We start from the raw sequence: 13,192 nt of genomic DNA on the forward strand, positions 1-13,192 counted from the left end.
GCAAGGATTAAAAGATGGACGCAACAGGCATAAAGAATCTCATAGACAAACTCAATCATCACAGCGCGACAGCGTTAGAAGCTGCAGCAGGATTCGCAGCGAGTCGAAAGCATTTTGAAGTGCTACCAGAGCATTACTTATTAAAGTTAATGGAAGAGCACAATGACGGCGATGTTGCGAAGATTTTACCTTTCTTCGAAGTTGATCAAGACGCATTGTGGAATAGCGCGCTAGAATTTATCAATCAACAAGATGCTGGTAACCCGAGCAAGCCGGTTTTCTCCCGTCGCCTCTATGAGTGGTTAGAAAAAGCATGGCTCAGTGCAAATATGCGCCATCAAAATGATTGGATCACAGGAGCTGCGCTGATTGACTCGTTCAAAGACATGGCGATATACAGCCCTGCATTTGGACTGGCGCGCGAGTTCGACAAGATTGATACGCACTTCTTAAAGCAGAACTTAAACAAGATCTGTAAAGGCTCGACTGAGCGTCAAGTATTTAGTAAGCCAAATGCTGATAACACGGTGTCGAATAGCCGTTCACAAGGTGAAAGCGCGCTAGAATCATTTTGTGAAGACCTCACTGAAAAAGCACGTTCTGGTGCAATTGACCCGGTTCTTGGGCGCAACGAAGAAATCCGTCTCGCAATTGATGTGTTGTGTCGTCGCCGCAAAAATAATCCAATCTTTGTCGGTGAGCCCGGTGTTGGTAAAACGGCAGTGGTAGAAGGGCTTGCTCAGCGCGTTGTTGAAGGGCAAGTTCCGCCAGAACTCAAAGAAGTTAAGATCTGCGTACTGGATATGGGGCTGCTACAAGCCGGAGCCGGCGTAAAAGGTGAATTTGAGCGTCGTCTTAAACAAGTCATTGATGAAGTAAAGAGTTCAGCGACCCCTGTTATCTTATTTATTGACGAAGCGCATACCTTGATTGGTGCTGGTGGCGACGCTGGCATGGGAGATGCCGCAAACCTACTAAAACCTGCACTTGCTCGTGGAGAAGTAAGAACACTTGCAGCAACGACATGGAGTGAATATAAAAAATATTTTGAGCGCGATGCTGCGCTTGAACGCCGGTTTCAATTAATTAAAGTCGATGAGCCAACCGAGCAAGCCGCAAAACTTATGCTCACGGGTCTTAAAGAGAAATACGAAAAGCATCACCAAATTCAAATCACAGACAGCGCAATTGAAGCCGCGGTTAGTTTGTCTGCACGATATATTACAGGTAGACAATTACCTGACAAAGCCATTGATGTACTAGATACTGCGGCTGCAATGGTCAGAATGGGACCGGCAACGTCGCCTGTGGTGATTGATAAAGCCAAAGAGCAGATCCGTTACTATCAAAGCAGAATTGAACGCTTGGCAATCGAGTCAAAGCTTGGGATTGCAGATCAAACTTGCATTCAAAGCCTCACCGATGCGCTTACACAAGCCCAAGAGCAGCTTGCTGAGCTTGAGCAAAGCCGTGAGCTGCAAATTGATACTTATAACGCCTTACACGGTGCGAGTGACGAAGAGAAACCTGCGATTAGACAAGCGCTTGCTGCGTTAAATCAAGATGATAATGCGATTTTCTCCGAAGTGACCAGCGATACGGTAGCGCAAGTGATCGCAAGTTGGACTGGGATCCCTGTCGGTAACATGGTGAAAGACGAGCTGGAGAACTTACTTAAGCTTGAGCAATCACTGGCACAAAGCGTTGTGGGTCAAAATGCTGGATTGACTGCGATTGCACAAACTTTACGGGTTGCAAAAGCGGGTGTATCGGCCTCATCTGGCCCATTGGGCGTATTCTTATTAGCGGGTCCTTCAGGGGTTGGTAAAACCGAAACCGCAAAACACATAGCCGAGCTACTATTTGGTGGTGAAAAATTCTTAACCACAATAAACATGAGTGAATATCAAGAAGCACATACGGTATCACAACTCAAAGGCTCACCACCGGGTTATGTGGGTTATGGTGAAGGTGGGGTGTTAACCGAAGCTGTGCGTCAACGTCCATATTCTGTGGTGTTACTTGACGAAGTGGAAAAAGCCCACGCAGATGTCATGAATATGTTCTACCAAGTGTTTGAAATGGGCGTAATGCGTGATGGTGAAGGGCGTGAAATCGATTTTAGAAACACGGTTATCATCATGACTTCTAATTTAGGGGCTGAGCAAATCATCAGTGCTTGTACACCAGAAACCGAGCAGCAGGCCATGCAACAAATGGTGGATGGGATCATTCAGCAAGGCGTACCCGAAGACGAAGAAGCACAAGACAACAACGAACAAGAAACACCGTTTGAGAGACCGAGCTTTCAGCAGCTAGTCAGCTTAATTAAGCCAAACTTGCTCGCGCATTTTGCACCTGCGCTTTTAGCGCGTATGCAGGTTGTGCCTTTCTTCCCGCTAGATACCGATGTGTTAAAACATATCGTGGCACTAAAGCTTGAGAAGGTCGCAGCACGACTTCGTGACAATCACGCAATACAACTGCGCGTAGATCAAACAGCGCTAGATTATCTAGCCGATAAATGCGCTATGTCTGATAGCGGCGCACGATTGGTTAACGCAACAATTGAACAACAAATTTTACCTGGGATCGCTCGCTCAATTTTGGGCTTCATGAGCGAAGAAGATATGCCAGACCTGCTGACGCTGACACTGGATGAAAATGGTGAAATTGAAGCCGTATTCGCCGACTTAAGCTAACGGTAGATACGAGTAAGGAGACAAAAATGGAAATGCTAGCATCACTTGCCGATAAACTGCCTAAGGCAAACGAAAGTCACTTTGCAATCGAAATTGCGGGGCTATCAGGAAGTTTATTTAAAGTATTGAGTTTTGAATCACACAATGACAGCTTATGCAGTGACTATCGCTTCGATATTGAGGTGTTAAGTGAAGAGCTAATTGAGCCTGATCTGGTGATTGGTAAAGATGTTACATTTTCCATTACGTGGGCTATGTCTGACAGAACGGTTTCGGGAATTATTACCGAATATGTTTGCCATGGTCGCAGTCATCAAGGCTACGTGTATACCTTATCTTTTCAATCTCTTTTGGTGTTGCTCAAACATCAACGATCAAATCGTGTTTTTACCGACATGTCTGCGGATGCCATCGTGAAAAGTGTGTTAGACAAGGCAGGATTCCCGTCAGGAAAATTGCAACTAAAGGCATCATCGCCAACCCTTGCTATGACAGTGCAGTATGACGAAAGCGACTTTGACTTTGTGACGCGTCTAATGCGCCGCTACGGTTTTGTTTACGGCAGCACAGAGTCAACGGGCAGTCAAGCCAATCTGTCAGTGTTTGGCAGCAGCAGTGATTTTTCTTCAGAGATGGAAGAGATAACTTTGCCTTACGCGTCACCTACTGGACAGGTTAGGCCGAGCGAGTCTGTTTTTGCCTTTTCTAAAAAGGCGAGCCTACTAAATAGCGGCTTTAGACTGTATGACGAAGACTATGAAAAAGGCTGTGCACTGTCTGTTAATAGCAATAATCAAACAGAGGTGGGCGGCTTTGGTGAAGACAGCATATTTGCTGAAAACTTCATGACAAAAGGAGATGGCGATACGCTTACCAAAGTGCACCAGCAAAGCATTGATTGTCAGCGAAACCTTTTTGTTATCGATACCGACTGTCGAGCGCTTCGTCCGGGTGTCGCTTTAACCATAACCGATCACCTTAATTACAGCGGTCGTTACTTAGTGGTGTCTGTTGCTCATAAAGGCTGCCAAGGCGGAAGCGTCGAATACGGCTCCAAGGTAAAAGGCTTAACCTATAAAAACCAAGCGACGATTATCCCAATTGATGTGCAGTTTAAAGCGCCTGTTATTAAGCGCAAAAAGGTCTTTGCATCGTTTAACGCCACGATTGAACAAGGGGTGGATGACAAAGGGCGCTATATAGTTAAACTGCCGTTTAACCAAGATGGTGAAGGGGAAGAGAGTAAACCGACTCGACTTATGCAGCACTATGGTGGACCTGGCGGGCATGGCATGCACTTTCCTTTAAACAAAGGAACCGAGGTTATGGTGGCGGGCGAAAATGGTGACTTAGACAGACCGGTCATTCTCGGTGCGCTATTTAACGATGAAGCGCTAAGCCCGGTTACTGCTGAGAATGCGACTGAAAATAAATTGGTGACAAAGGCAGAAAACACCTTGTTGATGGATGATAAACAAGGCGAAGAGAAAATCCAATTGTTCACTAAAGCACAAGAAAATATACTCGAATTTAATGCCACCGAAGGCAGCGAATTTATCAAGCTTGAAACCAAAAAAGGTTACATCGATATTAAATCGAAAGAAGCGATGACGCTGCAATCACAAGCAAATATTGTGGCACAAGCCGACAAAGAAATAAGCATTCGCGCAGAAGATGCGGTGTATATCCAAAGTATTGAGTCCAATATTGAGATCAATGCCAAAGAGGCGGTTCAACTCACCGCAGACACCGACATTAAAATTCAGTCTGCTGACAGCAATATTCAATTCGAAGCGCAGCAATCCATCAATCTTGAGGCAGCGCAAGACATCAGTTACTTCAGCGTTGATGGTAATGTTGAGCTTGCGGCGCAAAATGGTAACTTGACCATTAATGCCGATAGAAACATTTCTATCGTTGGCCAAGGTAGCGGCTCAATTCAGCTCTCTCAAGGTGGCGGAAAAATAGAAATCGATGCGGCAGGTAATATTACTATCGATGCGAACAACTTGAACTTAAGCGCCAGCAATATTTCAGTGTCTGGCTCAGCAATTAGCCATAACTAAGCAGGGAGCAAAGTCTATGAAAACCAATGTTGTACAATTTCCTCCGTCGTTAAGCAACATCGTATGGCGTGTATCCGCCATTGATAAATTAGGCAAAGTGTTACAAGTGAAGTGTGACGAATCAAAGGTAGAAATGAAGGTTAAAGGTCAACTAGACAGCGTGACACGCGTAAGTATTGACGATGAAGTGTTGCTTCATAGTGTGGCAATGCCTATCGTTATTGGTCGCTTAGCTGCACCGCAAGATTTTCCGGCAGCGTCGGTAACAAATAACAACGGCACTGTGGTGCTAAATGGCGAGCAAAAAGTCTGTGTCAAAACCAAAAATGGCAGCATTGCGATCAACGGCAATGGTGAGATACAGCTTGAAGGTAAACTGTTAAACGCCGATATTGAGCAAGATCTCAGCCTCCAAGGCTGGCCAATTCGATTAAATTAAGCTGATACGGTGTGACTATGTTTTTAGCTGCAACCAAATTGGCCGTTCACCGTCAACAACTTAAGTCGCTTTGGCGTCATTATCAAAAGTTTAATGCACGACAAGTAGTTGAGACTGGGCGTTTACATGCCCTTGAAAAACAACTATTAAATCATGTGTATACCTTAGCTGCGACGGACGAAGAACACTGGATAAACCGCTCACAACTAGATTGTATCGCGCATGGGTCGATTGATGATGTATTTAAGTTAACTCAAGAGATTGACTCACCTCAGCTGTTATTACTCATTAACCATCTTTTTGGGACAAGAGCGCTTGAAGATCAAGCCAGTGAAATAATCACGGCTATTAATCGCGAGCCTGCGCTTGCCGAGTTACTCATTCATAACTTATCAGCATGGCGCATTGATTTTGGTGATGCACTCAGGCAGAGAATTTTATCAACCGATGAAAATTGGCCTACGAGCCTTATCTATTTAGCATTTAGTACGGCTAACTTGTCGCGCCACCAACTTATGGCTGCACTTGAACATAGCAACCCTGAAATTGCCTACACGGCATTGGTTAATATGTGGCTGTGTAATACAGAGCAGCTTTCAGAGCACTTAGTGAAGCGGTTTGCGATGACAGATGATGCCGTGCTAAAAGCAAAATTATTGCAGCTTGCAGGTTTGCTCGACGAGCCTAAATGGGATGAGCCATGTTTACTTTATTGTCAGCACAATCCAAGCTACATTGCTGAAGTATTTCCGTACTTTTCTCATACCCGTTCGTTACAAAATCTAGTTAAGTTACTCGAAGCCCCCAGTACCGCACGTCCGGCTTACGAGGCGTGGAAACAAATCACCGATCTTGACTTACCTGAAGATTTCGCAATAAGTGATGCGAAAACTGGAATTAAATCTCAAAAATCGCAAAAACTACCCAGTTTTAAGCAAGCAGAGTATGAACGCCAAGCCTTAATAACCGCAAATACCCAACATCAACTCGCGGGGCGTAAAGTCTCCGAGCCTGCAGCTTGGTTACAACAGGGATTGGCTGGCCTTGCGATACAGCGCAAGCTTTCCAAAATTTCCTCGCATGCACTTGGCGCTGCGCTTTTTTACATGCCGATGGCTTATCTTCAATGGCAATCAGTAAAGCAGGAGTTGAACCATGCTAGTGAATGAATCCGAGTGGCAAAGTGGCACGGTTGAGGCTTGGGATGAGGAAAAAGATCCCATCGTAGTCATCGCTGTGAAGCAAAACTTTGAATACGACGTAAAGGGTAATGTGTATCCCGATCCAACTGGAGCGCCTGTTGTACTTGCTGATGACTTCGACGGTGAAGGGCTTGAAGCCTGCTTAACCGCCGTTAGCGAAGTTCAGCCCTATAAAACCGGTTTTGAGGTATATGGCGAATTGACCTGCTTTCCACCAACCGACAAGCAAGCGCGAGTGATTGAAGTTGGACTAAAACTCGGCTGTAACGATAGGGTCTTTGTTGATAAATTACTTCGAGTTACTGGTGAGCGTGTGTGGAAGCGATCGCTATTCGGGCCTGTGGCGAGCGATCCACAAGTATTATCGTCCTGTGTATTAAATTATCAACTTGCCTATGGCGGCACGAGTCTGTCGGATGAAGAACAAGTTTCGACCCAAAACCCTCTTGGTCGTGGTTATAAGCTCAAGAATAAAGAAGCGAAAGGCCAGCCATTGCCACAAGTGGAGTATGCTAATCAGGTATTAAAAAAACCGAGTCACGACACTGCGGTTGCAAGCTTTGCAGCGATCCCACCATTTTGGTCGCCAAGGGGTGACAAACTCCCAGAGGTTGACGAAGCCCAAGCCCTCGCGGGTAAGTTTCCATTTAAAGAAGTAGTCCCTGCTGCGCATTATCAAGTCGCGCCGCAAGACCAACAAACTCCAAACCCGTTTAGTGATGGCTGGTGGATTGAAATGATGGGCTTAACGCCAGACTTACCTTATGGACAAAGCCTAAAGCTAATGCTGCCCAGAATCGTGCCTCGCTGTCGTTTGGTTAATGGCCCAGACGCCGCGCCTATTGATATGCAGTGTGATACGCTGGTAATTGACTCACAAACACAGCAGTTTTCATTAATTTGGCGAGGAAAGGTAAAAAAGAGCCAAACGGGCAGTAACAGCGTGTTCTTAGTCGAAGAGGCACAAACGCAAGGAGTGGCACATGCAGTTTGAATTAATCGCGCTAGAAACCCCCGCCGGTAACCATCCTAGTGCTTTATATACCGCGGTCGCAAATAACATGCGCTTTTGCACGCCAAGTAAAGCCATTGTTAGGTACGATATAAGCCTCGACGCGCCTTACTTGCGCGCACAAATCGAAGAGATCTCGGTCACGTTACGTAAAGACCGCTGTTTAACCATTCTTGAATCTTTATTAAATCAGACAAAACAACGGTTTGATGGCAGTGCCAACACATGGGACGGCACCATTAATCTAATTGCTGGCTACGCAAAAGCAGAAGAGCCATATATAGAAGTGTCTGATGTTAGGACGCTTTGTGACCATCTTGAGCTGAACGTTGACGATATTCAGTTGCATAAAACGCTTGATATTGATTCGCTCTCGCCAAATAGTCTCCATGTATTTGTAGATAGTTGCGTTGGTTATGATGAAGCGTCAAAACCAAACTGGGTAGGAAAGCTACAAGTTGTTGGCGGCCCTGAAGGTGTTGTATTAAGTGAAGGCGGTTGCGCATTGCTTGGTACAAGTGCTAATAAAAATGCATGCCAAACCAAAGCATACCAGGGTGACTTAGGTGAGCTATTAAAAGAGCTGCACGCAGAGGTAAGTGAGCCCTATATTTCGACCCGCTTACTTAGTGAGCAGTGGCAAAGAGAATGGCTTAATGCTAGCCGCGTCTTGTACCAAGAACACGACGCGTTAATAGAGCTAAATAACACAGCAAATACCATTGGTTATATTGGCGCTGGCCATAATGCAATGGGGCTTGCGGTTGCCAGCAGTTATTTACACAACCCGTTAAATAGCCACATTGAAAGAGTGTGGCTGATCACAGAGCAAGAAAAACCACAATTAATCTCAGTAACAAGGAGTGTGTTATGAGCTTTATCGCAGCAGTAAAGGGAAAAGAGCCAGATTCGATTCAGTATGATCAAGATGCCATGTCGGCAACGCTGAGAGTAGGCGGGAGTGTGTCGTGGCGACACAACAATCCAGCATTGTTAAAGCTTACTATCGCAGCGAAAAATAATGGTGCCATTGGCTGTGTAAATGGGATAGCCGTATTTCCTGATAAAGCAAGCGGTGAAAACGCATTTATAGATGAGATTGCGCGCGCTAAATATGGCGATATGATGCTAGGTGAAATGATAACCGAGTTTGCCAGTGACTATATTGTTCCACCGCCTAAGTGGGACGATGAAAAAAACGAGCCGATTTTACCTCATGAAGAACCAGAAACAGGCATGGATATGCATAAGCCAATTGATGACGCCAGAGCGTTTTTAGACTTAGTTGAACGCAAAATAGGATGGCAAGCTGGCAGCGAGGAACAAATCGAAAAAGACGTAGATAGCGAAGCGCAGCAAGTCGGCATCGTAAGCGGCCAAAACGTATTAATCAATGGTCGCACCGCAGTACATAAAGACAGTGGTGGCATGCTAAATACCATAGATGTTTGCTGGACTAAAATTGGTAAAGTTGTCGTGCCAATTCCTTATAGCAATCTCGCCAAATCTAAAGACGCGGCAAGTACGGCAAGCTCCGTAAAAGTCAATGGCAACCCTGCAGCCAACATCAAAAGTAACTTTTCAAAGAGTACAGGTGATCAACCCGGTAAAAAGAAAGGCATTGCCAGCGGCACAATCAAAGGCAAAGCCGAATTCATTCTTGGCTCTTTTGATGTGTATATCGAAGGAAAGCCCGCCGTACGCCAAGGAGATCTTATGATCTCTAACAGTAAAAATACGCCGCCTTCTCCCCTTAATCAACCGGGCGGTGCTACTCCTAGCTCACTGTCAGTGGCAAAAAGAGATGCAACCCCCGATAAATCAGGAAGTAAAAAGTTAAAAGTAAGCGTATCAGGTAAAGAGTATTACAAGGATGGAGTGAAACTAGGATGAGTGATTTTACAGTACCAGACTTAACGAATCTTGAAACCGCTCACAGAGAGCTGGTTTTTGAAGGGCTAGCAAACGACCAAGAGAAAGTGTCTTTGATGGTTGCTGATACTAACCCAGATCTTGGCACCTCGGGATACTACAAAATACCACTTGGTACTTCTTCGGCGAATGACACTGCACAAGATGCAGAAGTGGAGTTGGTCCATATTTATCCGTTGAGAATGGGGATAGAGGGAGAAGATCAGCTAAGAGAAGGATTTATCTATATTTACGTTGACGGACACTTATGGCGAGAGCTGGAAGTACTTCCAAGGGAAAATGGTGAGGGTGTCGCGTTTAAAGATGTCAATTTAGCCTTTCAAAAGGGTCATAGAGTTATTCGTGTTGCTGAATACTCGTATAAAAAAGATAACTATGGCAAAGAGTGTAGTGTAGACAATACAGAATTAGCACTTCAGATGGTCGACAAAGGGGAGCGGAAAGCCACCACAGAAGAATTAAGTACTATCATCGTCCCAAACAAGTTGTATGGCCAACAGTGTAGTGTAGAAATCGCCTATTCAGAAACGCAATGGAGCTGGAAGCAAATTGAAGCATTTGGCGGTATGGCTGAAACGGATCCGCGTTTAAATTATGGACCAAGTGTAAAGCCCGGTCTTAACGGAGACCAAGCGACCAACAGACGTGCCAACAGAATGCAAAAACTCGATAAGTTGGCAAGTTTTAAGCAGGGTTTCGATAATTCGACATTGCCCGAGCACCTAGTTTTACCCGTTCCAGATATGTCTGGTGTGTATGTACCGATACTAACCGACAGTTTAGGGTTAGCCCGTGACACCAGCGCCAGAGTTGCGATATACCGCAAGGAGTTGTTAAGCCTTCCCGTAGAATCAATACAACAAGATCCTGAATTTAAATCAGAGTCAAACACAGAACGTTTTGAACCTAGTCCAAACCAATTGGCAAAGCATTCGTTAGCAACTGCAGTTCAGAGCACCTTCTTTCAATATCCAAATGGAATCAAAAAGAAGAAGGCGCTCGGAGTGGAAGTTGATGAAGACGCCGAAGATCTTGCACAGCAATATCAGGAGTATGTAGAAGATAGCTTCAGCACCACTGAATTTAGAAAATATCTTCACACTGACCGCGCCTTAGAACTTGGTCTATTAATAAACCAATCAAAAGCGAAGCTCTTTGAGATTATTAGCGACGAGCAAAAAAACAATTCTTTTTATTACTCCATTGAAGACTATGCCTACTACGATGATATACGCCGGTGCTTACTATACGCAGTATGCTCCGATGTACTCGGCCCAATAAAGGACTTAACCATTACTCTGATCAGTCATTTTGCGGTGTCAGATGATGATTTCAAAAAGTTAGATGAATTGGATGCGAATGACTTAGGGCAAGAATGTTGGCTAAAAGCGATGGGGACGCATCCGACTGAAAGGCTAAGATTAATTGAGCTGCTCTATCCTAAAAAGATAAAGGATGAGATGACTGCGTATGAGTGCCGTCTTAAAGGTTCAAACGACGAATTTGACACGCGCTTTGATCTTACGCTTATGCAAGATAACTTGCAGCCCTTACATGACCAAGACTCATCATATACAGATGTGGTAAAACAAGTGCTCCGAAGAGCCTCACAGGCGATGTGGGGATTCTTGGTGATTGGTCTCGAGGTGCCAACCGGATTAAATGCAGCACAAGGGCAGGATATCAAATCGGTATACGGTAACCGTAAAGACAAAGCAGAGGCCCTAGCGCTTAAAAAAAATGAATTGGAAAAGAAAAACGCCAAGTTAAAACGCGATATCAAAACCAAGAAAGCAGAAATTAACGCTCGAACCAAAGAACGTAACCGTGCTTTAAGCGTGGCTTCTGTAGAAGGAATGAATCGAAATTCAGCGATAGCAACATTGGATTTAGAAATAAAGAAGCTAGAGCAGGCCTTACGTGATTTTAAAAAAAGTGCTTCTAACACTCAGTATCAGTTGATGAACGCAAGGCGAGAACTGAGCGCATTATCTGGATCTTTTGAAGTTTCTAAATCATTTAGATTTGAGAGCGTGAGTGTTCGCGCAGATGTATTCAGTCGAACCAAACAGTTAATAGATGTGACGACAAATGGCTTGATAAAACAGATAAATCTATCAATTGCAGACTATTTAGATGGCAACTTACCAGATGGCTTTTTACCTCTGGATTTTCAGTCAAAAGCTGAGCGAGCGTCCAAACGGCTAGATGGACTTGCAAAAGCAGCCGAAGCATTTGCTGACAGTCATAAAAAAAATCCTTCACATCCTTTGGTTAAAGCTTCTTTAGGCGAGACGAAGAATCTTCAACAACCAATAGACAAAATCTTATCTTTGGATGGCTCTTTGGATGATATTGAAAAAATACTTGAGCGGCAAAAAATAAAAGCCGAATTTGCGCAAAAACGATTGCGGCAAAAAGTATTGGTGTTGGATACAAGTAAGATAAAAAAACTCAAATACGAAGTCGGAGACATGGGCAAAGCTACTAAAAAACTTAGGGGCGAGATTGATGTCAATAGCTGGAAATTGGAGAGCATTAATAAAGAAGTCGATGCTTTGGAGCGACTATCTATGTTTGGTGCAAAACCTCAAGTATACAATATGTTACTAAATGGGGTATTGCCTATGGTTGCAGTATTAGAAGTAATAAATTTTTACGACACAATAACAAATGCTAAAGCAAGTGGGCTTGCAAAAGCGTCAGCAGTTCTTGATTTTGCCGACATTATGATCAACATCAGTGTTAATTTGGTAGAAAAAAAGGTAGGGTTACCAACCCCTAGGCAAGTCAACGCCATATTACGAAATTCGGCATCGCACGTTTCAGGTATGGTTGTATTAAGAGGAGTACTTGTTTTTACTGCAAATGCGATTTCGTTACTTGCTGCTGTTGTTAGCGCTTATGCTGCTTTTAAAGATGCAATGTCAGAAAAAGAGAGCGGAGATACCGCGTTATATTATGCCAATATGACGATGATGGTGGGTTTTTTGTCACTAACCGCTTCAGCAAGTTTAGTCGCTGCAACACATTTAATTTCCGCTTTAAGTGTTGGCGCAGTCGCAACATTAGGCACTATTGCATCTACGCTAGGATTATTGGGTTTGTTGGTTCTCTTAATTGGTGTTGGTTTATTGCTTATATTTCATGAATCAGAAATTGAGGCATGGCTAAATGCTTGCCCTTGGAGTAAAAAACAGCAGCAAAAATACGTAGATGATACTAATAAATATTCATCAGCCAGAGCATCTACGTGGCAACGTAAAATGGAAAATGCACTGATCGATTTTTATAGTATGTTATATTCTCCGGCAGTTAACATCGAATCATCTTTTATTGAAGTCGTGAAAGTGGAAGTTAGTGCACCTTTAATTAGTAAAAAAGAAGGGTTTTCTGCTCGTTTTTTTTGGTCTAAAAAGGGTGAGGATAAAATACAAGAACTAAATAGTCATCAACTGGCTGAGCTAGGCAGAGGCTGGATTATATACCCTAATCGAACAGGTTTTTACTTTGAGTTTATTGAAAGTAAACTTCGTGAACTACTAAACCTAAAAATTGGAACTACCATTGAGCTTGTTGTTGAGGTAGAAAGCTATCCAAATGGAAAAGGTAATAAAGTGATAGAAAGTGCGACCGAGCTGTATTCTTTACCAACAGTTATTACAAAAAGTGATGACGAGTATGTGATTGATAAAGGTATTAGGTATACTGAGACTTTAGTGCGATTAAATGAATTGAATCCTGAAACAATAACTGAATATTACATTGACTGAATGCAATGCGCTGTTTTTAAAGTAAATATTTAGAAAAATCTTTTAATTAAAATTTAGCTCCTCAAC

8 protein-coding genes are annotated in these 13,192 nt (G+C 43.8%); all 8 read left to right on the top strand.

Features of this window, described 5'->3' with window-relative positions; all coding sequences use genetic code 11:
* Positions 1-14: 14 nt before the first annotated feature.
* The 8 genes from tssH to CWC29_RS07055 are packed head-to-tail and all read left to right on the top strand — an operon-like array spanning position 15 to position 13,126.
* Complete coding sequence (tssH, locus tag CWC29_RS07020) at positions 15-2,702, top strand: type VI secretion system ATPase TssH (RefSeq protein ID WP_138522810.1); 2,688 nt, start codon at positions 15-17, stop codon at positions 2,700-2,702.
* 26 nt (positions 2,703-2,728) lie between these two features.
* Positions 2,729-4,768, top strand: a complete 2,040-nt coding sequence (locus CWC29_RS07025) for a type VI secretion system Vgr family protein (RefSeq protein ID WP_128728167.1) — start codon at positions 2,729-2,731, stop codon at positions 4,766-4,768.
* 16 nt (positions 4,769-4,784) lie between these two features.
* On the top strand, positions 4,785-5,207 hold the full coding sequence (locus CWC29_RS07030) for a hypothetical protein (protein WP_128728166.1): 423 nt from the start codon (positions 4,785-4,787) through the stop codon (positions 5,205-5,207).
* A gap of 17 nt (positions 5,208-5,224) precedes the next feature.
* On the top strand, positions 5,225-6,376 hold the full coding sequence (locus CWC29_RS07035) for a hypothetical protein (RefSeq protein WP_128728165.1): 1,152 nt from the start codon (positions 5,225-5,227) through the stop codon (positions 6,374-6,376).
* On the top strand, positions 6,363-7,403 hold the full coding sequence (locus tag CWC29_RS07040) for a DUF2169 family type VI secretion system accessory protein (protein WP_209319032.1): 1,041 nt from the start codon (positions 6,363-6,365) through the stop codon (positions 7,401-7,403). Before CWC29_RS07035 ends, CWC29_RS07040 begins: the two co-directional genes overlap by 14 nt.
* Positions 7,393-8,295: a hypothetical protein gene (locus CWC29_RS07045; protein ID WP_128728164.1), complete on the top strand. Its 903-nt coding sequence runs from the start codon at positions 7,393-7,395 to the stop codon at positions 8,293-8,295. Before CWC29_RS07040 ends, CWC29_RS07045 begins: the two co-directional genes overlap by 11 nt.
* Positions 8,292-9,314, top strand: coding sequence for a DUF4150 domain-containing protein (locus tag CWC29_RS07050; RefSeq protein ID WP_128728163.1), 1,023 nt, complete (start codon positions 8,292-8,294; stop codon positions 9,312-9,314). The genes CWC29_RS07045 and CWC29_RS07050 overlap by 4 nt, the downstream gene beginning before the upstream one ends.
* A complete protein-coding gene (locus CWC29_RS07055) occupies positions 9,311-13,126 on the top strand; it encodes a toxin VasX (protein ID WP_128728162.1) in 3,816 nt (1,271 codons plus the stop codon). Before CWC29_RS07050 ends, CWC29_RS07055 begins: the two co-directional genes overlap by 4 nt.
* The last annotated feature ends 66 nt before the right edge of the window (positions 13,127-13,192 follow it).

The organism is Pseudoalteromonas galatheae, assembly GCF_005886105.2.
GTDB lineage: Bacteria > Pseudomonadota > Gammaproteobacteria > Enterobacterales > Alteromonadaceae > Pseudoalteromonas > Pseudoalteromonas galatheae.